20 protein-coding genes and 1 pseudogene are annotated in these 25,329 nt (G+C 64.9%); 6 read left to right on the top strand and 15 right to left on the bottom strand.

All coding sequences use genetic code 11. The features are described 5' to 3' along the window. Nucleotides 1–8: 8 nt before the first annotated feature. The 11 genes from RMP10_RS02855 to RMP10_RS02805 all read right to left on the bottom strand — a co-directional run bounded on the left by RMP10_RS02855 (nt 9) and on the right by RMP10_RS02805 (nt 11,384). On the bottom strand, nt 9–1,337 hold the full coding sequence (locus RMP10_RS02855; RefSeq protein WP_310568959.1) for a SpoIID/LytB domain-containing protein: 1,329 nt from the start codon (nt 1,335–1,337) through the stop codon (nt 9–11). Nucleotides 1,338–1,348: 11 nt separating this feature from the next. Next, nucleotides 1,349–2,650, bottom strand: coding sequence for a glutamate-1-semialdehyde 2,1-aminomutase (gene hemL, locus RMP10_RS02850; RefSeq protein WP_345785771.1), 1,302 nt, complete (start codon nt 2,648–2,650; stop codon nt 1,349–1,351). Between the two features lie 23 nt (nt 2,651–2,673). Further along, complete coding sequence (gene rimO / locus RMP10_RS02845) at nt 2,674–4,095, bottom strand: 30S ribosomal protein S12 methylthiotransferase RimO (RefSeq protein WP_309673284.1); 1,422 nt, start codon at nt 4,093–4,095, stop codon at nt 2,674–2,676. A 49-nt stretch (nt 4,096–4,144) separates the two neighbouring features. Beyond that, nucleotides 4,145–4,705 carry a Uma2 family endonuclease gene (locus RMP10_RS02840; protein ID WP_310568957.1) on the bottom strand — a complete coding sequence of 187 codons (561 nt, stop codon included), beginning with the start codon at nt 4,703–4,705 and terminating at the stop codon, nt 4,145–4,147. A gap of 135 nt (nt 4,706–4,840) precedes the next feature. After that, complete coding sequence (locus tag RMP10_RS02835) at nt 4,841–5,341, bottom strand: YajQ family cyclic di-GMP-binding protein (RefSeq protein WP_309673282.1); 501 nt, start codon at nt 5,339–5,341, stop codon at nt 4,841–4,843. Between the two features lie 34 nt (nt 5,342–5,375). Beyond that, nucleotides 5,376–6,236, bottom strand: coding sequence for an RNA polymerase sigma factor RpoD/SigA (locus RMP10_RS02830; protein ID WP_309673281.1), 861 nt, complete (start codon nt 6,234–6,236; stop codon nt 5,376–5,378). A 170-nt stretch (nt 6,237–6,406) separates the two neighbouring features. Next, nucleotides 6,407–7,177 (bottom strand): signal peptidase I, encoded by a 771-nt coding sequence (gene lepB, locus RMP10_RS02825; protein WP_309673280.1) that lies wholly within the window; start codon nt 7,175–7,177, stop codon nt 6,407–6,409. Nucleotides 7,178–7,180: 3 nt separating this feature from the next. Then, complete coding sequence (locus RMP10_RS02820) at nt 7,181–8,665, bottom strand: aldehyde dehydrogenase family protein (RefSeq protein ID WP_310568956.1); 1,485 nt, start codon at nt 8,663–8,665, stop codon at nt 7,181–7,183. Nucleotides 8,666–8,674: 9 nt separating this feature from the next. Further along, a complete protein-coding gene (locus RMP10_RS02815; RefSeq protein WP_310568955.1) occupies nt 8,675–9,214 on the bottom strand; it encodes a hypothetical protein in 540 nt (179 codons plus the stop codon). Nucleotides 9,215–9,243: 29 nt separating this feature from the next. Beyond that, a complete protein-coding gene (locus tag RMP10_RS02810; protein WP_310568954.1) occupies nt 9,244–10,620 on the bottom strand; it encodes a sigma-54 dependent transcriptional regulator in 1,377 nt (458 codons plus the stop codon). After that, on the bottom strand, nt 10,617–11,384 hold the full coding sequence (locus tag RMP10_RS02805) for a hypothetical protein (protein ID WP_310568953.1): 768 nt from the start codon (nt 11,382–11,384) through the stop codon (nt 10,617–10,619). Before RMP10_RS02805 ends, RMP10_RS02810 begins: the two co-directional genes overlap by 4 nt. 124 nt (nt 11,385–11,508) lie before the next feature. Between RMP10_RS02805 and RMP10_RS02800 the strand changes: the two genes are divergently transcribed. The 5 genes from RMP10_RS02800 (at nt 11,509) to RMP10_RS02780 (ending at nt 16,791) form a co-directional block, all read left to right on the top strand. Beyond that, nucleotides 11,509–12,057, top strand: coding sequence for a hypothetical protein (locus tag RMP10_RS02800; RefSeq protein ID WP_310568952.1), 549 nt, complete (start codon nt 11,509–11,511; stop codon nt 12,055–12,057). A 35-nt stretch (nt 12,058–12,092) separates the two neighbouring features. Continuing rightward, nucleotides 12,093–12,449 (top strand): hypothetical protein, encoded by a 357-nt coding sequence (locus RMP10_RS02795; protein ID WP_310568951.1) that lies wholly within the window; start codon nt 12,093–12,095, stop codon nt 12,447–12,449. Nucleotides 12,450–12,557: 108 nt separating this feature from the next. After that, nucleotides 12,558–13,244 (top strand): hypothetical protein, encoded by a 687-nt coding sequence (locus tag RMP10_RS02790; RefSeq protein ID WP_310568950.1) that lies wholly within the window; start codon nt 12,558–12,560, stop codon nt 13,242–13,244. 561 nt (nt 13,245–13,805) lie between these two features. Further along, nucleotides 13,806–15,701 (top strand): Ig-like domain-containing protein, encoded by a 1,896-nt coding sequence (locus RMP10_RS02785; RefSeq protein WP_310568949.1) that lies wholly within the window; start codon nt 13,806–13,808, stop codon nt 15,699–15,701. Between the two features lie 862 nt (nt 15,702–16,563). After that, a complete protein-coding gene (locus RMP10_RS02780) occupies nt 16,564–16,791 on the top strand; it encodes a hypothetical protein (protein WP_310568948.1) in 228 nt (75 codons plus the stop codon). A gap of 13 nt (nt 16,792–16,804) precedes the next feature. Here RMP10_RS02780 and RMP10_RS02775 read toward each other — a convergent pair whose 3' ends face one another. The 4 genes and pseudogenes from RMP10_RS02775 to RMP10_RS02760 all read right to left on the bottom strand — a co-directional run bounded on the left by RMP10_RS02775 (nt 16,805) and on the right by RMP10_RS02760 (nt 21,771). Continuing rightward, a complete protein-coding gene (locus RMP10_RS02775) occupies nt 16,805–19,621 on the bottom strand; it encodes a hypothetical protein (protein WP_310568947.1) in 2,817 nt (938 codons plus the stop codon). Then, complete coding sequence (locus RMP10_RS02770; protein ID WP_310568946.1) at nt 19,618–20,451, bottom strand: carboxypeptidase-like regulatory domain-containing protein; 834 nt, start codon at nt 20,449–20,451, stop codon at nt 19,618–19,620. Before RMP10_RS02770 ends, RMP10_RS02775 begins: the two co-directional genes overlap by 4 nt. A 652-nt stretch (nt 20,452–21,103) precedes the next feature. Next, nucleotides 21,104–21,454, bottom strand: a pseudogene (locus RMP10_RS02765) (thioredoxin domain-containing protein); the annotation flags it as partial. Between the two features lie 11 nt (nt 21,455–21,465). After that, nucleotides 21,466–21,771 (bottom strand): thioredoxin domain-containing protein, encoded by a 306-nt coding sequence (locus RMP10_RS02760; protein WP_310568945.1) that lies wholly within the window; start codon nt 21,769–21,771, stop codon nt 21,466–21,468. 1,079 nt (nt 21,772–22,850) lie between these two features. Here RMP10_RS02760 and RMP10_RS02755 point away from each other — a divergent pair. Continuing rightward, the gene (locus RMP10_RS02755; RefSeq protein WP_310568944.1) at nt 22,851–24,488 is read left to right on the top strand and encodes a patatin-like phospholipase family protein; all 1,638 of its coding nucleotides are present in this window, start codon (nt 22,851–22,853) and stop codon (nt 24,486–24,488) included. The last annotated feature ends 841 nt before the right edge of the window (nt 24,489–25,329 follow it).

Genomic DNA, 25,329 nt, shown 5'->3' with positions numbered 1-25,329 from the left:
ATGACAGATCAGTCGGCGAACCCGACGACGGTCCCCGGATAGTAATGACGCAGGATCGTGCGAGCGTCGATGCCGGCCCGTGACCGGCCGATCGCTCCCCACTGACACATCCCCACTCCGTGGCCGTTGCCGTGGCCGCGCAGGCTGACACCGGTCAGGTGTCCACGCGCACGGGATTCGCGGTCGACTGAAAAATACGTGCTGTACAGGATCGCGCCACGCGTATCACGCAGCACATTCCGGATCTCGTTGTTGCGCACGGTCACATCGCCGCGATCGGTGCGAAGTACCAGTGCCGTGGCGCGCCCCGACGCCGTCCGGCCCTCCACCCGCATCTCCGTGACCACACCTGGGCGTGGATCGCGCGCGCCGGCCGCCACCAGGGCCCGCCGCACCGTCTCGCTCAGCTGCGCTTCGTCAAACTCCGCCGTCCAGTGATTCCGGGGCGAAATGTCGCAGTACGGGCGCCCGGTGCGCGGATCGATGTCGTCCACCGACTGCAGATAGGGTTCCTCACGTACCTCCCGCCACGATTCCTTCGGCGCCGCCGTCCGTCCGCCGCATGACGAGTAGTACGGCGCGTCCACCAGCAACCCGTTGTAGCGGATCACCAATCCGGCCGTGTTGTCGATCGCTTCATTCACGATCGGCGCCTCCACATCCAGCCCGGCATACACCTGATTCTGCACCGTGGCCACCATGTGCCACCCCGAGCGCGGCTCAATCGATTCGTCCGACGGCACGCGGATGTACGCGTAGCTTCGCGCGGCAATCGCCTGTGCTTCGAGCGCGGCGCGATCCGCCGTCTGCCGGGTTCCCAATTCGATCGGCACCACGCCTCGCAGGTACTCCTCCACCGGCAGCCGGTTCACCACCAGAATGCCGCTGTCGGTCGGTGTGAACCAGAGCTCACCGCGATAGCGACGGTTGTCGTAGCGTAGCGCCGAGCCGCCGTCGACCGCGCGGGCGACGAACGGCCCCTCGCGCCACGGGGTGGCATCGCCATTGTCACCGGCCACCCGCAGCAACCCGCCCTGCTGCTCCACACGCCAGTTCTCGGCGCCCTGCCCCGTCACCAGCTTCGTGCGCCCACCCTGCTCATCGATACGCCACCGTCCCGTGGCCGACACCGGCGCCTGCGGCGCCTTGCCGGCCAGCGCGATACGCGCCATCCGGTCTCGTCCATCCAGTCGCCCATGCGCTTCGCCCGTGATCGGCCCGTCCATCACCGGCGTCGGCGTACCGGAGCCAGTGCTGCCACCACGCGGCGCGCACGCCACCGTGAAGGCGGCCGCAGCCACTAGCGTACCAAAGGCACCAGCGATGAGCGAACGCATGAACTCCTGGGCTAGTCCCGGTGCGCGACAGCCGCGCCAAGCGCGTCGTCGAGCCGGGTGAGTGTTTCGGCGATTTCCGCAACGCCATGCGCCGACGACATGAACCCCGCTTCGAAGGCCGACGGCGCCAGCGATACACCACGGCGACGCGCCGCATGAAAGAACCGTTTGAACAGCACCGTATCCGACAACTTCGCGTCGTCGTACGTGTGCACGGGCTCGTCCCGGAAGAAGAAGCCCCACATCGAGCCGGAATGGCTGGCCGAGAACGGCACGCCATGCCGCGCGGCGATGTCCCGCATGCCCTGGACGAGCACGCCGGTCTGCGCCGTGATGCCGTCATGCACCTCTTGCGTGAGCGCGCCGAGCGTGGCGAGTCCTGCCGCCATCGCCAACGGATTCCCCGAAAGCGTGCCAGCCTGATACACCTTGCCCGTGGGCGCCACGTTCTGCATGAGCTCACGACGGCCGCCGTAGGCAGCTACCGGCAGGCCTCCGCCGATCACCTTGCCCAGGGCCGTGAGATCGGGGGTGACACCAAAGCGCTCGCGCGCGCCGCCGAAGGCGATTCGGAAACCGGTCATGACTTCATCAAAGACGAGCAACGCCCCGGTTTCGTCAGCGATCTTCCGCAATCCGGGGATGAACTCGGGGAGCGGCTCGATAAAGCCGCTGTTGCCCACGATCGGTTCGAGCATGATGGCCGCCAACGGATGCTCGCGGGCGATGCGGGCCACCTCCTCGAGGTCGTTGTAGCGGCAGGTCAGTGTCAGCTTGGCCAGCGCTTCCGGTACGCCGGGCGAATCGGGAAGCCCAAGCGTGGCCACCCCCGATCCGGCGCGCACCAGAAACGCATCGGCATGGCCGTGGTAACAGCCTTCGAACTTGAGGATGTATTCGCGGCCAGTGATGGCACGGGCCAGCCGGGCAATGGTCATTGCCGCTTCGGTGCCGCTGGAGGTGAAGCGCACCATCTCCATGTGCGGCATCCGCTCGGCGATCTTGTCGGCCAACTCCACCTCACGCTCGGTCGGCATGCCGAAGCTCGTGCCGTCCTGCATGGCGCGCGACACCGCCTCGAGAACCACATCAGGCGCATGCCCAAGCACCAGCGGGCCCCACGACAGGATGTAATCGAGATACTCGTTACCATCGGCGTCCCACACCAATGCGCCTTTCCCGCGCTTGGCGACGAACGGCTCTCCACCCACACCACCGAAGGCGCGCACGGGTGAGTTGACGCCGCCCGGAAAACGAGCGCGCGCTCGCGCCATGATTTCGGCGGAACGCGCGCTCGGGCGCGACGTCAACATGGCTGCGAGTTCTGTCGGACTGCTCATCGGCCGAAACTCCCCACGGAAGAACTGTCAGGAATACCGCTGCCAACCAGCGGCAAGGTGCGCGACGCACGTCGGATCGGTGCCGTCGCTTGCTCGGCCACGCGCAACAGCGTGGCCCGGAAATCATAGTCGTCCACCACGTGCTCGATACGCACGTCGGCGAACGCACCGGGCGTCATGATGCCGGATGCGGCGTTGATCGGCACGTGCACCAACCCATCGATGTCATCGGCCTGCCACGGCGCGCGGCACAGCATCTCACCGGCCACGTCGGAGGCACGCTCCACCAGCACGCGAGACTCGACGCCCAGGAAGCGCTCGTAACGTTCCGACGTGATCGCACGCTGCAGCTCTTCGACGCGCTCCTTGCGCTCCTGCTTGATCGAATCGGCGACGTCGTCTTCCATGCTGTTCGCGCGCGTGCCTTCCTGCGGCGAATAGGTGAACACACCGACCCGATCGAACTGCATCTCCTCGAGGAAGTCGCAGAGAATCTCGAAGTCGGTTTCCGTTTCGCCCGGGAACCCGACGATCACCGAGGTACGCACCGCCAAGTCGGGCACGATCGCGCGATACTGCGCGAGGCGCTCACGGATCGTCTTCTGCCGTTCGGGGCGACGCATGCGCGCGAGCACGGCATCTGAACCATGCTGCATCGGCGTGTCGAGATAGCGCACAATGCGCGGATTCGCCGCGATGACCTCCAGTAAGCGCGGCGTGATGCCGGTGCTATAGAGGTACATGTTGCGGATCCACGGAATCGACGTTTCGCGCACGAGCGCTTCGAGCAGCTCGGGCAACGCCACGCCGTCACGACGGTCGCGGCCATAATGCGCGAGGTCCTGCGCCACGAGATTCATCTCGCGCGCGCCCTGCACTTCCAGCAGCTGCGCTTCCTTGACCAGATCATCGAGCGCGAACGAACGGTGCTTGCCGCGCATGAGCGGAATCGCGCAGAACGCGCACCCGTGATCGCATCCTTCCGAGATCTTGAGGTAACGCACATGCGGCAGATCACCGCCGAACAAACGTACGCCGGGATGCTCCACCAGCGACCCGCCCAGCAGCCCACGCTCCACAAGCTCGGGAATGAGGCGGTCGGTCTCGGAGTTGCCGAGGAAGACGTCCACCTCGGGCAGCGCCTCCTCGAGCTCCGACTTATGCCGTTCGACCATGCAGCCGATGGCGAACACCGCCTGACACTTACCGTCGTCTTTGAGGCGTGCCGCGGCCACGATCGCTTCGATTGATTCGGCCTTGGCGGCGTCGATGAAGCCGCAGGTGTTGACCACCACCACCTCGGCATCACGCAGGTCGGTCACCTGTTCGCCGCCATGGGCGACGAGATCAGCCAGGTACCGCTCGGAGTCTACCGTATTCTTATCGCACCCGAGGGTGACCAAACCAAACTTGAGCATGCTCGAAAGATAGCGAGTCCGGCCGGGACCGGACGTGCCCCGCCGTCGATCAGTCCCCGATCTCTTCCCAGATCGGGCCAAGGCCGAGGCGAAACAGCTCAGGCGCTCCGGCCGGCTCCCAGGTCACCGATTCAATGCAGATCTCCGGGCGGTCAGTGTCGGTCGCCCAGCGTTCCACCAGGTGCGACTCCACGTCTACCAGCCAGCACTCAATGCCCGCGCGTTGGAAACGCGGGCGCTTTTTGAGGCGGTCGTAGCGCGCCGTGCCTGGCGAGAGTACCTCGATGGCGAGTAAGGGCGCCGGCGCCGGCTCCTGGCCGAACAGCACGGCTTTGCTGACCGGAGGCAGCACGAACAGGTCCGGCTGCACCAGCGTGTACGCGTCGAGAATGACGTCGGCCGGCGCCATCAGTGTGAGGCCCACGCCTTTGCCTGGGCCTCGCAACCACGTGCGCAGCTCATGGTGAATGGCGCCGACGACCTGCTGATGGACATACCGCGGCGCGGGGGTCACCAGCAGCTCCCCGTCCACGGTTTCGTAGCGGCTTCCGTCGTCAGGGAGGGCCCACACGTCCTCCACGGACCAGCGGCGCGACTCGGTACTGGACATGCCCATAAAGTGCTCGGCGTTCGGCGTTCAGCGCAACTCGGCGGTGACATACCGCAACATGGGCCAACCGCGGCGCACGGCGTTAACCGGAACTACGCACACGGGCTCAATCGCACGCTCCGCGCGACGAAGCGCCTACCGGAAATTGCCGAACTGCAGTTCCACGCCGAAGTCACCCTGACGCAGCATGGCGATCGCTTCCTGCAGTGCATCTTTGTCGGTGCTCTGGATGCGCACCTGCTCGCCCTGAATGCTCGCTGTGACCTTCTTGATTTTGGCGTCGCGCACCGCGGCGCTCACCTTCTTCGCGGTCTCGCTGTCGAGCACCATCTTCAACTTGATCTCGCTGCGCAGGATGTCGTGGCTGCCCGGCTGCGGCTCGCCGATGTCGAGGTTCTTCACCGACACCCCACGCTTGATCAGCTTGGCGCGCAGCACGTCGAGCAGCGCATCCATGCGCATCTCGCCCTCGGCCTCATACTTGATGATGCTGTCCGTGCGCTTGAAGTCGATGAGCACGTGCGACCCCTTGAAGTCGAACCGCTGGGTCACTTCCTTCTGCGCCTGATTCACGGCGTTGTCGACCTCTTGGAGGTCGCAGCCGGTGGTCACGTCGAACGAGTAACTGGAGGCCATTGAAGCACACGTGGTGCGAAGGGGAAACGGACGGTCAGCCCAGGAAGCTTTCGAGCGACTTGGCTCGTGAAACGTGCCGGAGACGCGACAGTGCCTTCTCCTTGATCTGACGGACGCGCTCGCGCGTGATGCCGAGCAACGAACCGATTTCTTCGAGCGTCATCGGGTCGGTGTCATCGATCCCGAAGTACAGGCGCAGGATCTTCGACTCGCGCTCTTTAAGGCTGCCCAACGAGTCCTCGATCGCTTCGGTGAGCGCCTTCTCGAAGGTCTGCTCGTCGGGCGTCGCGTGGTTTGTGTCGGGCAGGTAATCCAGCAGGCGGTTGTCCTCACCCGGGGTGAGCGGCGCGTCGAGTGACAGGTGCACCTGCGAAATCGACATCGTCTTGGCGACTTCTTCCTCGGTGATGTCCATCCCTTCTGCGATCTCGGCGTGCGTTGCTTCGCGTCCTAGTTCCTGCAGCAGCGTGTTCGCGCGTTTGCCAATCCGATGCAGCGTGCCGGCCCGGTTCAGGGGCACACGCACAATGCGCGACTGCTCGGCCAGCGCCTGCAGAATGGCCTGACGAATCCACCACACCGCATACGAAATGAACTTGATGCCCTTCGTCTCGTCGAACTTATGGGCCGCGCGAATGAGGCCAAGATTGCCCTCGTTGATCAGGTCGGACAACGACACGCCCTGATTCTGATACTTCTTCGCGACAGACACCACGAAGCGCAGATTCGACCGTACCAGCTTGTCCAGCGCTTCCTGGTCACCAACGCGGATCCGGCGCGCAAGCTCCGCTTCTTCTTCGCGGGAGATCAGCGGGTACGCGCTGATGTCGCGCAGATACTGGTCGAGGGAGCCTTCCTCGTACGACACCTTCTTTTTCGGGGGCGTCACAGCCATGGCAGCGCGGCTCGTGTGGCAGAGAGACTGGACATGCGACCGCGCGGCGGGGGGAGCGCGGCGTCCTGCATACAACAACTAACTGGTAACCCCTTAACGGTGAACTACCGAGGCACCATTCGTCAACGCATGCCGCCGCTAAATCGCATGCGAAATCGCGCGCGGCGCGGTCAGCGAACGAGCGCCCCCAGGCGGCCCCACCGGATGCGGGTCAGCCACGGTGCACGCGCCGTGGAGTCTGGCGTGAAGCTGTAGTACACGATCCACGGCGTCCCGCGCAGCAAGCTGTCCGGGACAAATCCCCAATAGCGGCTGTCGAGGGAATTATCGCGGTTGTCGCCGAGCACAAAGAGATGATTGGGCGGGACAACGATGGGGCCCCAGTTATCCCGCGAGGGGCGATAGATCGCCGGCATGCCTGGTTCGGCGGCCGCCGCGGTATTCGTGAGATACCCGCGCTGCCAGCGAAACTCGTCGGTCATTGGATCGACGTCCGGCTCGGTATGCGACACATACTGTTCACGGACCGGTACCCCGTTGCGGAGCAGCGAGCCACCCTGCATCGACAACGTGTCCCCAGGGCGCCCCACCAAACGCTTCACAAAGTTTTTCGTGGGATCGCCGGGCCATTCGAACACCAGAATGTCGCCGAGCTGTGGCGCCCGCACCGCCGGCAGCCTGCGCCGCGTATACGGCACCTCGGCGCCGTACAACCACTTGTTCACCAGCAAGAAGTCTCCCACAAGCAGCGTGCGCTCCATGCTGCCCGACGGGATCTTGTACGCCTCGACCACGAAGGTGCGAAGTACCAGGAACAGCAGCACCGCCGGCGGCAGCACCTTGGCCCATTCCCAGACCCAGCCGAACGACACCGCGCGCCGACGCGAGCGGCCGTTGGCCGCCCGCAGTGCGTTCGCGCGATGATCCTTGTTCGGCGCCATCAGTTAGTAGTTGTCGATCTGTGCGCGCTGGAGTGCTCCAGAGTAGTCCACGTAGCCCACCTTGGTCTCCGAGTAGAACTCGTACACTTCCCATCCACCTTCGCGATGTCCGTTGCCCGTTTCCTTCACGCCGCCGAACGGCAGATGCGCCTCGGCGCCGATCGTCGGGGCGTTCACGTACGTGATGCCGTTGTCGAGATCCTGAAGCGCGAGAAACGCAACATTCACGTTGCTCGTGTACACCGACGACGACAGCCCGTAGCGGACTCCGTTGTTTACTGCGAATGCCTCCTCGACGGTAGCGACCTGGATCACCGACAGCACCGGCCCGAAGATTTCTTCCTGCTCCAATCGTGATCCGGCCGTCACATTCGTGAAGATCGTGGGCTGGAAGAAGATTCCGGCGTCGAGCGCACCACCCGTGGCCCGCGCGCCGCCGCACCGCAGCGTGGCGCCCTGTTCCTTGCCGATCTGCACGTAGCGTTCGACCTTCTCACGCGCCGCTTCGTTCACCAGCGGACCGACGTCATGGCCAGCCTCGCGACCGTCGCCGAGCACGAGTGCCTGCGCGCGAGCCACGAGCTTCTCCACGAACGTGTCGTGAATGCCGGCCTGCAGGATCAGGCGGCTGGTGGCGGTGCATCGCTGACCGGTAGTACCGAACGCGCCCCACAACACACCGTCGACCGCCAAGTCCAGATCGGCATCTTCGAGCACGATCTGCGCGTTCTTCCCACCCATCTCGAGTGACAACCGCTTGTGCATCCGGCCGCACGTTTCACCCACGAAGCGACCGGTCTCGGTCGAACCCGTGAACGAAATCACCGGCACCTGCGGATGCTCCACCAGCGCCTTTCCGACCACTTCGCCCATGCCGTGCACCAGCTGAATCACCTCAGGAGGCAGACCGGCCGCGAGGAGAATCTCGACCAGCACGGTGGCCGTGTGGGGCACATCTTCGGCCGGCTTGAGGATCACCGAGTTGCCGCACAGCAACGCCGGAAACGCCTTCCACGTGGGAATGGCCATCGGGAAGTTGAACGGCGTGATCAGCCCGCATACCCCGATCGGCCGACGCATCGTCATGGCCCACTTGCTGGCCAATTCGCTCGGCACCGTGTGGCCGAACAGGCGACGGCCTTCGGTGGCCGCGTAGTACGCCGTATCGATGCCTTCCTGCACATCGCCACGCGTTTCCGCGAGCGGCTTGCCCATCTCGCGCGTCATGAGGTTCGCGATTTCTTCCTTGCGCGCCGCCATCAGGTCGCCAACGCGGCGCAGCACGTCACCGCGCGCCGGCGCCGGGGTGCGCTTCCAGCGGTCAAAGCCACGCTGCGCACTCGCCACGGCGGCTTCCACGTCGGCCACGCCAGACGCGGGAAAGCGGCCGATCAGGTCCTGCTGGTCGGCCGGATTGCGATTCTCGAAATAGTCGCCGGTCGACGGCGCGACCCACGCGCCACCAATGAAGTTGTGAAAAGTCGTCATCCCTGGAACTTAGCCCGGAATCGGCACCGGACCTACTGAGGGAGGTGCTCCCGAGGGCGCCGGGCAGCTCCAGCCTTCACTCCGCTCCGCGGTCGGGACCGCGTACCCGGCACGGGGCAGCACTTCGCGAGCACCCAGCGCGAGCCCCCAGACTACGACCAACAGCGACGTCACGTGCGCGAGTCCCAAACGGTGGCGCCACGTCCCGAGCGCGCTCCACACGCCGAGCAGCGACACGGCACCGGTGGCAGCGGTAAACCCGATCAGCGGCCCGCCGCACGACGCCGGCCACGGCCAGAACATGAGCCCCGCTGCCGCACCGACGGCGATCGCCACTTTCACCCAGCCTTTCCAGGCGCCAGCCGCCGGCGCCCCGGCCGTGGGGGCGGCCGACCGCGCCGGGGCCGCTACGGTGGGTGCGGCCACCGTGCGCGTCCCGGTCTTAGCCGGGGCCACGGCCTTGCTCTCGGCCAGCAGCGCCTCGTCGGAGACCGACGCCAGCTGCTTGTCGATCTTCGCCATCTCGGCTTCCCAATTACGGTCGCTCATATACAGTCGGGCTGAAGGTCAGGCACAGCTCACGCAGGCGTGCTTTCTCGCGTCAACGCATAACGCTCGATCTTCTTGTAGAGATTCGACCGGGGCATGTCCAGCGCCCGCGCGGTCTCCGATACGTTCCAGTCGAAGGCCCGCAGCTTGGCCAGCAGAAACGCCCGCTCGGCGGCCACCTTGAACTCCTCGAACGTGGCGCAGTCCACCAAGTTGCCCAGTCCCGCCGGCTCAGCCGACCGTTTCCCCACGAGGCGTTCCACATCGGTGGCCGTGATCGTTGCGGCGCTGGCCAGAATCACCAAGCGCTCCACCGTGTTGCGCAACTCGCGTACGTTGCCGGGCCAATCGAGCTCCGACAAGCGCACCAGCGCCTCATCGGTGATGCCCCGCGCCGGCAAGCCGTCGCGAGCGGCGAACTGCTGCAGAAAGTACACCACCAACTGTTCGATGTCTTCACGACGTTCGCGCAACGGCGGCACCGTGATGGGTACCACATTGAGCCGATAGAACAGGTCTTCGCGGAACCGACCGTTCGCGATCTCGTCTTCGAGCAGCTTGTTGGTGGCGGCCAGCACGCGCACGTCGACCTGAATCGGCTTACTGCCGCCGATTCGCGTCACGAAGCCGTCCTGCAACACGCGCAACACCTTGGCCTGCGCGCTCAGCGACATATCGCCGATCTCGTCGAGAAACAGCGTGCCGCCGTCAGCCTGCTCGAACTTGCCGGCGCGATCCGCGATGGCACCGGTGAACGAACCCTTCATGTGACCGAACAGTTCACTCTCGATCAGCTCCGACGGGATCGCCGCGCAGTTCACTTCCACGAACGGCTTCTTCGCGCGCAACGACCCGCGATGAATGGCCCGCGCCACGAGTTCCTTACCGGTGCCGTTCTCACCCGTGATCAGCACGCGGGCCGGCGTGCCCGCCACCTTGTCGATGCGCTCGAGCAACGCGCGAATGCCGTACGTGCGGCCCACGATTTCGTAGCGTGACTCGATCGTTTCGCGCAGCCGTTCGTTCTCTTCGCTCAGCAAGCGCGTTTCAAACGCGTTGCGCAGCAGCACCAACACGCGATCGGTGTCGAGCGGCTTCTCGAGAATGTCGTAGGCGCCGAGTTGCGTGGCTTCGACCGCCGTTTGAATGGTGGCGTGCCCGCTGATCATCACCACGGTGGCGTTGGGATCGGCCTGCCGCAGGCGCTTGAGCACCTCGAGACCATCGAGGCCCGCCATCTTCACGTCGAGAAACACCAGCTGCGGACGGAAGCTGTCGTAGATCGTGATGCCCTCGGCGCCCCCGGTCGCGGTCTTGACCTCGTAGCCTTCGTACTCGAGCAGCTGACCGAGGGCCTGACGGATACCCGGTTCGTCATCGACGACGAGAATGCGACGCGCGCTCATGGAACCACAGCCTTGTAGAGAGTGACCTTCCCGTTGGCGACACGTACGTCGGCCACGGCTTTCGGCAACGGAATCGGTAGCGCATCCGACGGCAGCGAATCCGCCGTGACAGCACGATGCATCGCACCGACGAGCGCCGGAATCAGTCGCGGCGGCACGTCGATGCCCTTGAGGCGCAACTCGCGCACGCGGTACTCGGCCAGACCCGGGCGAACGAGATCGAGCGTACCGGCCATGCGCAACGTATCGCGTCCATCGAGCGCCACGCCGAGCAGGCCGCGTAGCGCGCCGTCGCCCGCCACATCACGCAACGCCACGACCGTGCGCACCAAAACCTGCTCATCGACGATCGCCACTTCCGGGCGCGTGGCCGATGACGGCAGTACCTTCGACATGCCCGTGGCCAGCACGCCGGCGAGTTCGGGCGCGCGCAGCGACACGAAGGCCGGTCCGTTACGCCGCGCTAGTCGTGCGATGGACTCGCCGCCCGCCGATCCCGCCGGCGTGAGCCGCGCCCACACGATCGCTCGCTCGCGCTTCGCCCGTTCGGCCCGGCGCGCGGCGTCGTTCTCGGACGCGATGCGCGCACCCTGGTTGCTGTCGAGCCGCTCACTGGCCTTGGTGGCGGCGTCGGTCACCCGGCTTGCCGCACCGGATGCGGCGCGTGACAGCACCGACGGCAACCGGTCGCCGTAAAGCCAGTACGCGCCAACGCCACCGACGGCGAGGACAACGATGCAGCCGATTCGAGAAAGACAGCCCAAAGGAGACGAGGGTCGGAGGTGGAACGGGAAGGTACGGCCGCCCACCCGCAAAGGGCAGCGGTGCGGCTGCGGTCGTGCCGGGTCACTGCCGGTCAGCGCTCGCTCCGTGGTACCCCGAATCGGGATGACCGGACCGAGCGCCAATCGTCCCTCACTCGTGCCCCTTCCCGCTCCAATTCGACTCCTCATCCTGCTCGTTGCGGGCGCGATCCTTCTCGGCTGCGGCAGCGGCGAGACTTCGATTCCGCGGGCGTGGCGTCCGTTGCGTCTCGGCGCGGCGTCGGGTGATGCCCCGGGCTGTCCACCGGTCGCTGGGACCTACGGCGTTGACTCGGAGCTTCTCTTCGGCACGCTTGTCGGCCAACACCTGCCGGCCGCGGCGCGGGACATTTCGTGGAGTGCGTTTTCCCTGCAGGGCGAGGCCGATTCCGCACTGACGGTCACCGTGATGAACGCCCGGGAGGGCGCGGACACGCTGCGACTGCGTCACGGGGTGGCCTATGCCTGCGCCGACGGGTGGCTCACCCCCACCTTTCCCGCCGCCGGGCTGATAAGCGACGGGACCTACGAGTCATCGAGCGTATTACGCGGCGCCGTGCGAGATGTATTCATCGCGGGCGCGAACGATGGCGCGCTTGTGGCCGCCTGCGTACCAGGACGCACGATGAAATAGCCCTGTGGTGCGGCGACGGCTGCCGAAGCATGCGCGTGCCATTCAGTGAAAAGTCGACGGTGCGATGGGAACGCCAGGCACGACTCACCTCCGACGTGGCCACCATCGATCCCGATGACCCGCGGCTGCGCCTCGACCCGCGGGAAACGCGGGCAACCCGCCGGATTCGCGAGGCGCTGCCACCGTACGTGACATTGCGCGGCGTGGGCCCGCGAGAAGACGGCTGGCACGTCAGTATCGACCTCCCCGACAACGCCAAGTTGGTGGAAGTGCTGCGCACGTTGAACGCGACGCCCGGAATCGCCGACGCGCGCGTCGAGCGGTTGTACGAAACGCTCAATCTGGAAGGCTCGTGGCATGAGGTGCTCTGGCTGCGGGTGACCAGCCGCTGAGCTCACGTGCGGGTACGCTGGCGCGGCGAGTCGGCAGCAGTAGTTTCGTGAGTTCCCCGCGCCGCCTCAGGCGACGCGCCCACGTGAGCTTTGAGTGGAGGCATCGCCATGACCACCCCGCGACGTGACTTCCTGCAGCAATTCGCCCTCGGCAGTCTATCCGCCACGCTCATTCCCATCACGGCGCAGGCGGCGTGGGCCGAGCGGGCGGGCGCCGCATCCCGTGAACCGCGTGATGCGCAGAACGTCGATCTGTCCTGGACGCGTCTGCTCACTGGCAAGTACAAGGCGGTGTACGACAGTCCCGATATCGGCGGCGGACTGGGCGTGTTGCGTGCCGGCATTGTGAGCGCGCAGTACATGGCGGCCTTCAATGTGCCGGCCACGGCGCTGTCGCCGGTGATCGTGTTGCGTCACGACGGCATCGTGCTCGCGATGCAGCAGGAGTTCTGGGATCGCTACAAGATCGGCGAGAAGTACAAGGTCACGCATCCGTGGACGGGCGCCCCGCTTACGCGGAGTCCGGCGCTGCTGCGAGCGGGCGACGGCCTGCCCGCGGGGCTCGAGAACCACGCGCTCGACAAGCAATTGGCGCGTGGGGTGATCGTGCTGGCGTGCGCGCTGGCGTTTCAAGATGTCATCGACACCATCGCTGCGGCCGACACGCTCTCGGCCGACGCGGCGGCGGCCAAGGCGCGCAGTCTCATGCTGCCGGGCATCATCATGCAGCCGTCGGGCGTGTTCGCGACGTCGGTGGCCCAGGACAACGGGTGTGTGTACGTGCGCGCCACGTGAGGTCGTCGCGCGTTTTCGCCTAGGGGTGCGCCAGCGAATGCGCACCGCGCCCTTCCCGACCGCCGAGAAGGGCGTGACCAGCGCCCAACCAAGTTCGGGCACCACGAGGCCGATGGTGCCCGCCTGCTCCCGAAGACGGTGGCGTGCCGGCAGGTTCGACGCGCGGTCGAGCGTCTGCGCGATCGGGATCAGGGGGCCCCGTTCAAGGGGTCAGAGTCGTTGAATGGGTTCAAGGGGACGGAGTCGTTGGAATGGGTTCAAGGGGTCGGAGTCGTTGGACTTGGCCGGGTACGTAGCCGACGAGTTCGTATGAAGACCGAACAATGTTTGAGCAGTGGGCCAGCCGCCTCAGCTTGCCTCTCGGACGGACGAGAACGGTAGTATTTCCCGGTCGAACGTGATGCCACTTTCTTGACTTTTCGCCGCTTTTGCTGAATGCTTTGTTTTCCTACCCAACAAAGTTCACGCGCCGCTCCCCTGCTTGCCTCTGGCTCGGATCCCCGCCGCGCGCTCGGACTCCCTCAATGTCGTGATATCGACATCGCCTTCTGGAGGCACTGCATGCGTATTCCGCAATTCACCCGAATTGCCGTCGCCCTCGTGGCCGGAGCGAGCGTCCTGCTCGCCGGCTGCGACTCGTCGAGCACCACCGAGCCAAAGACGCTTTCGTCGATCGCCGTCTCGCCCACCACCGCCAACCTCGCCATCGGCGGCACGCAAGCGCTGACCGTGACCGGCAGCTACAGCGACAACACGACGGCGGCGATCACATCCGGCGTGACGTACACGTCGTCCGCCAACACGGTCGCCACCGCCAGCACCGCCGGCGTCGTAACCGCGCTCTCGGCCGGCACCGCCACGATCACGGCGTCGGCCTCGGGCAAGTCGGCCGCCGCCACGATCACCGTGGCACCGCCCGCGCCCACGCTGTCGTCGATCGCCCTCACGCCCGCCACCGTGAACCTGCTCGTGGCCGCCACGCAGCAACTCACCGTGACCGGCACGTATAGCGACGCCTCCACCGGCGCGCTGGCCACGGGCGTCACCTTTGCCTCGTCGGCCGCGAATGTCGCGACCGTGAGCGGCACTGGCTTGGTGACGGCCCTCGCGGCGGGCACCACGACGATCACCGCCACCCACACCGCGTCTACGCGCACCACCACGCGTCTCATCACCGTGACGGCGCCAGTTCCGGCGGGCTCCCTGGTGTTCTCCGATGCGTACGACACCGGGGTGAGCTTCGCCGATTTCGGCGGCGCCACCAACGCCGTGACGATCGATGCCACCACGCTGTACAACGGCAAGAAGACGATCAAGGCAATCGTGACCGGCAGCGGCGGCTATTCCGGCGGCGCGTTCGTGTCCGCCACGCCGCGCAATCTGTCTGCGTTCAACGCCCTCACTTTCTGGGCCAAGAGCAGTGTGGCCAAGGGCTCCCTGAAGGTCGGTATCGGCAACAATGCCGCGACTACGGCGCTCAACGCCGAGTCGCTCGACATCCCGCTCACCACCACGTTCACGAAGTACATCATCCCCCTGCCGAATCCGAGCAAGGCGGCGGCAATGAACGGACTGTTCCATTTCGCCGACGGTCCGAACAACTACACGGTGTGGTTCGCCGACGTGCAGTACGAAAGCCTCCCCGCGTCGCAGGTTGCGGCGCCGACCGCCGCCGCCGTGGCGTGGCCGACGCTCAACATCGCCATCGGCACGGCGCAGCAGATGGGCGCTGGTCCGAACACGGTGAACTTCACGACGCCGGCGCTGTCGAACGGCGGGAAGCTGACCGATGTGGCATGGCGCTGGTATACGCTGACATCGAGCAATCCGGCCGTGGCTACGGTGAGCGTGGACGGTCTGGTGACGGGTGTGTCCGCCGGCACGGCGACGATCACCGCCACGATGAACGGCCTGGCGGTCGCGTCCAGTTCGACGGTCACGGTAACCGCCCCGCTGGGGGTGCCGACCACCATCGCCCCGGCGCCGACCAAGGCCGCCGTGGATGTGATCTCGCTGTTTACGACCGCCTACACCAACCGCGGCGTCGACACGTGGCGCACCAGCTGGAGCGCGGCCAACAACGAGCTGACCGATCCGTTCACGGTCGCCGGGCGCAGCATCAAGAAGTACTCGCTGTTCAACTTCGTCGGCATCGAGTTCGGCCCCGCCGTACCGGCCAACAACGTCGATGCGACCGCGATGACCGGCATCCACATCGACGTCTGGTCGCCGAATCCGTCCGCCACGCTCGAAATCCAGCTCGTGAACGATGCGACCGGCACCGCCGCGATCGGCAAGTATCAGGCGGGACAGATCGCGACCGGCAGCTGGGTGTCGCTCAACATCCCGCTCGCCAGCTTTACCGGACTCACCGCCAAGAACAAGTTGCAGCAGATGCTGTTCGTGGCCGGCGCCCCGTCGGTACTCTACATCGACAACGTGTACTTCTACCGGTAGGTCGGTGCGGGTGATGAAGTGATCGCGTTGGTATGACGCAAACAAGAACGGGCGCCCGCGAGGGCGCCCGTTTCTGCGTTGGCGTTGGAGGGATAATGCCCGCCGCATTCGGATGACAGTGATCGGCGCCCTGCACCGTACTGTCTTCCCATGCTTGCCGCCGCCCCCTCCGCCGCCGTACTCGGCATCGATGCCCTCGACGTGCTCGTCGAGGTGCATGTAGCCAATGGGCTACCTCAGTGGACCATGGTGGGGATGAAACCCCACTGCTTCACTAGCCGCGGGGGAATGCGCTCGATCCCTTCACTGACAGAGCACTTCATGTGTACGCTACGAACTCAAGCCTCGGTGGACACCCAAGACCGGAAGAATCATGAGGGATGAGGTTCGGTTACCACGTTCGGAGGCTGGAACGCCCCGCAGAAGAGCATCGAACAATTCGCGCACGATGCGACACAATACCCGCGAACTGAGCGCGCCGCTCACACCGACCGTTGCAACTATTGGTTCGAATCCGATACCGTTATCTGCAAATGGTTCGTCATATGTACTCGGCTTGTCACATAACGACATCGACGCGCTACATCCGACATCAGTTGTATCGGGTCCCCCAACGGTTCCCCAGCACCGGGGCCTCAAACGCGCTGAACACCGCGCCCGCTTCACTCCTCCGCATCTCGATGTCCGAGTGCTGTGCGTTCACGGCAGTCGTGTTAGCGGTTGAGTGAACTGTCGACGATGGAGGTCTCCTCCGTCGCGCGCTTACGCTCGGTGTGCGTTGAAATCCACGCGCACGCGTTCTGCCGCGACTCACGCACGAGAACTTCACGCCCGTTCGCTCGCTAGAGGGATCTTCTCGGGCATGTACGCCACCACTCCTGTGCGCTACGTCGCTGTCACCCGTCAGCTTGGCGACCAGCACCTGCTTGGTCAGCGGGTACGGCGTTCGCACCTCCGCGGTCGTAGGAGGCGATTTGCCAACGCCGGCGTCAGCATCTGGCAAGTCGATGTCGCTGCCGAGCTGACGACGACTTTTGGTCCGAAAGCGTCGGAAGAAGAATATTCCGAAGAGATACGCCGGCCCGTGTAGCCTGTGGCGCTCGTCAGCGGCGCGGCGGCGGAACTGGAAAGCCGAGATTGAACTGGGAGTCTTTTCGGTCCTTCGCCAAGGTGTTGAACATCTCCTGCAGCTCATTCAGCAGTTGGAGTTGTCGCGCATCAACTAGGGAGCGGAGCGTAGGGAGTTGCGCCCAGAACAGGTTCAGGTACAGCGCATTAGCGCGCGCCACGCGCTGCAACCCAGAAGTGCCCACCCGGGAACCGCTCTCGTAAAGGTCCTGCGCCAGCCCGCGGTAGATCGTCCGCACGCTGTCAGCATAGGCGCTATCCGCGCGTTCAAGTGCCTGCTGCTGCGCCCCCGTGAGGAACAGGGAATCGCTGTACGCCAATACGAACCGATACACGCTCGCGGTCGTGCGCAGGTACGCGACGTAAATCGAGTCCCGGCTGCGCCGCTCCCACCCGGCGGTTCCCCGTAGGGGCTCGACGGCCCGCCGGAGCTGCTGCACGTCGTACGCCGTCGAAAGATCGACGGACATGTCCAGCGACACTCGAAACAGACCCGGCGCAAAGTCCTGCCCGCCGAGCGCTCGCCCGAATCTCGCGTTCACGGCGTAGGTATAGGCACCGCTGGATCTGTCATACCCCGTCGCCGAGAGGAGGAGGGGATCCGGAATGCGTGAGTCACCCCACCCCCTCGCGCGTCCCTGGCCGTGAAGTAGCCCGTCCAGTCCCGCGCCGATATTCTTCAAGGCCAGCGCGACGCGGACGGTTCGCCCAGCCACGTGGAGACCGACACGAGGTATGATGAGGGCGTCCACCAGGGCGACTCCCGGCCCTCGACACGAGCTTTGCGCCGCGACCTGCCGTTGCTGGGTCAGCAGACAGCGACGTGTCTCCCCAGCCAGCGACGGCAGCAACGCATTTAGCGCGCGCGCCGTACCGGAGCCCGTCGACGTTAGCGAAGGAATGAAGGCCCGGTCGCCGCCCACTCCGTCGCCGTTAATGTCGCCCGCCACCTGCAGGGTGAATGGCGAGCCGGACTGGAATCGCCCCGTTACGGTGATGGTCGCGAGATGCGGCAGCAGCAGGCCAGCTTGGACGATGGCGCTTTGGCGGACGTCCATCGGAGAGGCCGCCCAGCGTCGCGACACGCCGCGCGCGGCCGACGCGCCCTCGTAATCATGAAATTGCATGTCCGAGCGCTGGAGCGTCCAAGCAAGCTGCGCGTACAGCAGTCGGCCATCTCCGAGCGACTGGGTGCGCGGGGTGAGTGTCACCGTGGCCGTCCGACTCCGAACGCCTAAGTCGCTGCGGAGCTGCGTGCTCGGCCCGAGTAGCGGCAGAATCCGGGCGTCACGGGCGTCTGGGAGGCCCGTGGCGACGTCAATCGCCAACGGGGACACGTAGAGCGGGCGCTGGCCTTCCGCGCCCAACGCGCTGAGCCGGACGAAGCGGAGATTGCTCGCCACCGCATCTGCCACGCCGGTCGTGACTGCGCCTTCGAGATCGAGACGGAGAGAGAACGCCCCGAAGCGTTCACCCCAGCCCATTGATGCCTTCCAGGTCGCGGGCACGCGATAGCTGCTGGCCATCGTCGACGTCACGGCGCCCGCGTCGCTCAGCTCGCCCGCGCTTTCTAAGCAGCGCAGCGTGCTCGGGTCGCTAGCGTCCTGCCCCAGCTCGCCCCACACGAACGGGCTGATTGCCGATCCGACGCAATAGCTCCGCGTGACGCCGGAAACGCGGTCGCGCCGTCCGACCCTAGCCAGCTGGTCTGGCACGAGCAGCGACCGGAAGCGGCCGATCCCCCCGCGCAGATAGCCGACTGGGAACTGATAAAGGGTACCAAGGCCGTTGACGGCCGCGCGCGGTGGCATCGTGCCCTTGCGGGAATAGGCGTACGTGAAGCCGACACGCGGCAAGATCTCGCGCGTCGCGTCAAGGCGACGGACCTGCAGCGAATCCCGACCGACAGACCCAATGGTCACTGGCGTGAAGGCCTGCTCGGTCTCTAGGCGCACACCGGAGATCAGCTTGAGATAACGCGAGGAAGTCCATTCGTGCGACAGCGCCAGCGCTGCGCTCCCGACGCGTGCTGCGGTACGTGGCACCGCCCCCAGAAGCTCGAGGGACGACGGTTGATTGGCTACGAGCGCGTCGACCGAGGCGTACGTGAGCAGGCGCCGGCCATCCATCGAGGCCTCGGTCGCCACGGCCTGTACGCGCGCGGCGAGTTGTGCGCGTAAGCGGTGCGCGGTGCCGCGCTGGTTCGACGTCAGATCCAGACTGCCCTCGGCGAGGTCTCGTGTTACGTGGGACCCAGGCAGCGCTGTGCCGCCCAGCTGTACGGACGTCCCTTGGGCGGCCGCCGTGGCATCGTCCGCCGTCAGGACGACGAGTGTGGACGGCAGGGAGCTCAGGGGTATTCGGTTCTCACCGCGGTGACTGAGCAAGAGGCGAGTCTGCAGCAGAGTGGTGCGCCGGGCACCGATGTAGGAGCCCGTGCTCACCTGCGCGCCGGCCGAGCGCGCTTGGCGCCGGCTTCCAGTCGACGCCGTGGCGAAGCGGCCGACTGCGCCTCCTGAGGCGTCGGTCCAGTCCGCGAACGCGAGGAGCGTCCGCTCAGCGAGCGAGTCGGCGGTGAGATCGAAGCGGCCGACCACGGTGCCAGCGCGACTCACGACGGCAAGATCGCGCGCGCGCGTGGGACCAGTCCCGCCTTCCGTCGCGACGGCGCGCAATGTGGCAAGGGTCTGCGGCCGAACGACATCGCCTCCCAACGCGCGGTCATTGTCGCCGAACAGACTGAAGGGCTCACCGACGTTGACGACCCCTTGGGCGGCCACGTTGTAGGTCATTCGCTACTGAGCGTGGACAGGCCGACGGGCCGGGAGTTGGCCTTTGCCGAGGCGAGGAACGGAGTTCCGGAGAGCGTCCCGAACGCCGAGCGCCGCTGGTAAGTGCGCGAACCGGGACCAAGGTGGAGATCGACAGCGGCGCCAGCGAAGCCCCCGCGTGTCGCGTCGAAGGTGCTCGTCTGGACGCGGGTCTCGACGCGCGCCGCGCGCGGTAGGCTGCCTGAGGAGAACTCCCCACCATTGAGGCGAACCGCGTTTTGGTCGGCGGACAAACCGTTAACGCTTAACCCAGTCGAGCCGGCCACGGTGCCCGGCACCGTCAACGCAAGCGCGTCAATCGAACCTGCCAGCTCTGGCGTCACGAAGCCCGTGACGCCACCAACCACGCCCGGCACGTCGCCCGGCTGTTGGTCGAACGAAGAGCGATGAAAGGGTGGCGGCGCGTCGCGCGCGGCTCGCACGCGGATGGCAACCAGCCGCGTCGTATCCGGTTTTAGCAGGAGGGTAATTCGGAAACGATGCTCCCCCTCGGCGGCCGTGATGCGGCGACGCACCGCCGCATAGCCGGCGGCCTTCGCAGACACGAGGTAGTCGCCGGTGCCGTCCGCGAACTCCACGGACGCCACGCCGGCGGAGCCCGTGATGACCTGCTGGGATGCACGATCCGGCCCTCGAACCACGATCACCGCCACGCCGGCCAGGGCGCGCGCACTATCGTTCTGTACCCGAACGACGATGGATTCGCGCGGGCCTTGCGCCGCGAGGAGGCGGCCGTACACCGCCCCGATTATCAAGCCGACTCGCAGCGTACTGCGCCACCTTATCGTCATTGTCCGTCGCATCTCATGGAGTATTCGCGTCCGGTCGGCGAGAATGGGTCTCGCCGACCGGACGTCGGCCCCAACGAGGGGCGGGGCATCTGCTGAAACCTGAGACGCGGGGCGCCAGTTCAATGTCGTAGGACCAGCAGCACGCCACTAAATCCGTCGGAACTTCGAACACAGAACGCCGAGCAACAGAATTCGGGACGGTCCGCGTAACAACGGGAACCGGCTATGGAACAACGCGGCGCCGCACATGCCACGTTCGATTCGGCAGAGGCTGCCGCCAGATGACGGCGCCGAGGACGAGAGAGCACACACGCTCATGATGCGCGCAATGTGGCACGTGGTGGAGATTGAAGCCGCCGCGCGCCTACTGAGACGCGAGATGCCTACTCGATGGCCGCGCAGACGCCTTTGGTATCGTCCGCATGGGCGAGGTTGCAGACCGCCGTGCAACACGCTCCAGCGTTGCTCGCCAAACATACGGAACCGTTCGACGAACACCGCGGCGCCGCAGCCGCGACGCTCGATTCGGCGGCTGCGGCCAGTAGGATTGCGGTGCCGAGGACGAGGGAGAAAGCACGCTTCATGGTTGGCTCCAAGGGATACGTTGTGTGCAATGGGGGCGGTCCGCACGTCGTGCACGGCCGCCGTGTGTCTACTGATACTGGGCTGCCTTTACCAGCTCTTCCAAGCGCTTCTTTCCAGGGAATCCACCGATCACTTGATCATTGATGATCAACGTCGGCGTGCCATCAACCGGTAGGCGCGTACCGCGAATACGGTCCACTTCGACGCGTGCGACCGTGGCGGAGTCTGCCAAGCACTGGCCAAACCGCCCCGTGTCCGCCACCCCGGCACGTACGGCAAACGCCGCGAATGACGTCTTCCCGATAGAATCGGCGTTCGCAAATAGCTGATCATGGTACTCGAAGAAGCGACCCTGATCTCCCGCGCATTCGGCCGCGGCGGCACTTGCTACTGCGAACTGATGCCCTGAAATGGGGAAGTGCCGATACTCTAGGCCACTAGCTCAGGATAGCGAGCGACCAAGTCTTTGAGATCGACCGCCGCCTTCCTGCAGTACGGGCATTGAAAGTCCGAGAACTCAATGATGCGGACTTTCGCGGCCGGGTTGCCCAGGACGTGCCGCGAGCCGGCGAAGGTCGCCGCATTCGAGATGGAGCGCGGCTCAAGCGGATCGGCGGGGCGCTTCACCCAGTCGATGACGCGTATGGAGGTGACCGCCACCGCGCACACTGTTAGCACGGCGATGGCCACGTTCAAGAGCTTCTCCCCAATACCTTTGACGGCGTTGGTTGTCATACGAGGCTAGTCGTCAGCGTCGTCGCCGTCCGCGCTATTCGTCGCTTACCGCGCGGCACTTGCCCGCGATGTCACCGGCCGCGGCCAGGTCACAGTTCCCAGAGCAGCACGCCTGAGGGTTGTTCGCCCAGCACGCCGACCCGTTCGAGTGGCACCGCACCGCCGCCTCCGCACGCTGCGGCGCCGTGAGGAGTCCGGCACCTACGACGGCGGCCATTCCGAGTACCCAGAGCTTCTTTTTCATTGCGTAGATCTCCTTCGAAGAGTGTGCAACGCATTCGACCGGGGAGGTCCCGTTCAATTGCAGGAGGCGGGGCGGCGTGATTCGCTGTCCGCGAGCGACGCCGGCCGGTGCTGGTCCCGGTCGCCCCCCATACGCAACGCATCTACTATCAGAGCGGAGACGCGCACGTGTCATCCTCCGCACGCCCCACCGACGCGAATGTTCGACACCAGCGACCGTCGCGCCAGCGGCCAGCTTTCGCTATCCGGCCCTTGGTATGGGCGAGCAACAGTTACCGTCCTTCGCATGCTCGCGCGTGTGCGTCGTGCGTCTTGCGTCGTGCGTCGTGCGTCGTGCGTCCAATTTGCGTTGTCCAACACGGGGAAGATTTGCGCGCTGTCACCAACAAGGGCGCACCACCCGCGAGGGCCGACTTAATCCCGGGCAACGCATCGCTATCACGACCGTAGAGAGAGGTAGCGCGTAGTGCTGATCTACACGCCAACGGCTCCAACGCTGCCGCCGGAATTGCGCAATCAGTTGAACGCGGCATCGCGAGAGGCTGAGGGCGCGTTCTTCGGCGGGTGTCCGATTCAGGTGCTTTTCTTTTCGTGTCGTCGACGAACTGATCCAGGCTGGTGATATCAAGCGGTCCGTTCGTAGTGCCTGCTCGTCGAGCGCAATGCAGTTCGCGAAGCATTGTAAGACTTCGGTCGTCTGACTCTTATTTTGTTCACGTCGTTGGGCCGTTTATGTAAGCCTGCCCTCTCGTGCGCCTCCATGACGAGCATGAGGTTCTAACTAGCGCGGCGTTTACGCCCACGGAAGCCGCCGCGTCCACCTTACGTTTCCTCCAATGACAATTCGACTCCAACTCGCAGTGCAAGGAGGAGGCGCCAAGCTGTGCGGCCTCCTCGCGGCACTGGACGCAGTCCAGCGCCTTGAAAAGCTTGGGCTCATCAAGGTGACTCGAATTGCAGGCACCTCGGCGGGGGCCATCGCCGCCGCTCTCTTCGCCGCAGGCGTGAACTTTGAACATCTGCGCCGACGGATTATTGACAATCGAAAAGGCCTGGAACGCATTGTTCCGCCTCCGAACGCCTGGCAATTGGTGCGAGCAGCGCGCGGTCAGCCGATGGTGGCCATTGATCCAATTCGCGACGCGCTACGGGCTGTGCTGGCGGAGCATAAAGTTTCGTTATTCAAGGATCTCCGGATTCCGCTGCACGTCGTCGCGACTGATCTGACCAACGGTCGAGCGCACGTCTACGCAACCGAGAAGGACCCGCAGATGGACGTTGTGAACGCCGTGCTTGATTCGTGTGCCATACCGTTCTATCTGCGTGGGCCAAGCACGGCAAATGGCGGCATGTTGCTCGTTGATGGCGGCATCTGCGAGAATTTCCCGGTAGACGTCTTGGATTCGGACGAGAAGACGCACGGTCTGATCACTGGTATCACGTTCCGGACGGGATCGCGCGGGGCGCCGGAAAGCGTGCTCGATTTCGCCGTGTCGTTGCTCGACGCAGCCATTGCCAACTCGGTGCGACGGGCGCAGCGGACGGTTCTTGAACGACGTTTGTTGCTACTCGATCCAAAGCCCGAGACGTTGAATTTTCATTGGGCGTTGCATGAAGGAATGGAGGGACACTATCACGCCACGCTGGCGGAATCGGATCGCTTCTTCCGAACACTGGCCGACGTGGAGTCGCCCCCGCCCCCCTCCCCGGCCGTGAGTCCTGCCCCTCCCGCCATCCCCGATATCGTTGACGTCGAGGAGGATGTCGATAGTCTGGATACGTTGCACCGTCACGATGAGCTGTTTCGAGCCCAGCATGCCGACGTCAAGGTTCGATATCACGAGGTGCGCATGCTTGTGCGTGCAGGGGGATCGCTCGTCGGCCAACGGGCACCAGACTTTCTCCAGTATCAGATGCAATTCAGCGCATTTGAGCGACCGTTGGAGTGCGTGCGAATTGGCGTTTCGGGTGATACGCCGTACGAATTCCTTCAAACGCTTCGGACGGAGGTCTACGACCATAAGCACGCGCGACGACGAACCATCCAGCTAAAAGCGCGAGACCCCCAGCGACCAAGCTATCGATCCTATCTGCTGTTCTTTAGTCCGGCTATTCACCCCGAAGAGACAGGCGCACCATTTCGGCTTCAGTACTCTCATGAGCTCCGAGGAGTATTTCGCGAGTTACATCGTACCGGCGTGGACTGCATGCAACTGTCCACCATGCGGGCGGGTACCACAACGCCGAAGATCACGCTACTCACGGTCTTGCCAAAGACTCACCCGGGCTACTATCTCCGGCAGTCCGTGAAAACCACTGGAAAAAACCCCGGTCGGCCGATGACTCCCGAGGAAACGAATGCTGTCGTTTTGGAGCTGGCGCTCACCCCGGCGGAGTATCTGCTTGGCTGGATCGGCGAAGACATCGCACCGGGCACTATTTTCTCCGCGGAAATCTGTGCACCCGGATACTGATCCATCCGTTGCGAATGGGGCCTACTTGCCGTCAGACATGGAGACATCTTAAGCTTCGATGTGGGGTACGAAACTAAGACTCGAACTCGAGGAAGCAATGCGCATTACGGTTGAGATCTAGCTCTCGAACGGCGGCTTAATTCCCCCTCGACGAGGCCGTCGCATGCAGACGTCGAGGGAAGCTGTAAGTTGAGTCACATCAACAGGTTGTGCTGATGGTTCCTTTCCGGAAATCGAGTGGCGGCCATTCCGCGCTCGTGGGTCCACTCGCTTCTATAAATTAGATGCGCGCGGCGGACTTAGGCGGCAAACCGTTTGCGACTGTGAATACCGATAAGCGCCGGTAGGCTGTGCCGCTGGAGCGTACGTCGCTTTCGGATTCGAGCGGATCGGCCACCTCTGAGGCATGCTTTCCCAAGCCGAGGATAGGTGCGGCGCTGGGACGGAGAAGTCGGCGCGTAGAAGCGTTCAGCCGCGCGCAGACCACAGTCCTCCGATAAAGCTGCGGACCTGCGAGATGTCCTGCATCACAGAGTTGCCACGAAGCGTGCTGTCGGTTCGGGCTGTCCCAAAGCACGATCAGCGAGTGCCTACGCCACCTTCGGGCGTCGCGGCTGCTGTGCCCACTGGCACCGGACCCCGGAGAGGTGGTCGTAGCCACGTGCCTCTTCACGGATCACAGACCGCCGACCGGGGCGCGGCTCCAGCCGGACTGGCCGACGATCCACGCCGAGCTCAAACGGAAAGGTGTGTTACGCTGTAGGGCCCGGCACTCAGCCAGGTCCACATCGTAGTGGCGAAGCGCTTCGCCACAACGCCGGGCGCACGAGGCCGGGCGTCG

Origin of the sequence: Gemmatimonas sp., from assembly GCF_031426495.1 — a bacterium.
Taxonomy (GTDB): domain Bacteria; phylum Gemmatimonadota; class Gemmatimonadetes; order Gemmatimonadales; family Gemmatimonadaceae; genus Gemmatimonas.
Note: the sequence above shows the minus strand (reverse complement) of the source record. Positions and strands in the feature narration are given on the sequence as shown.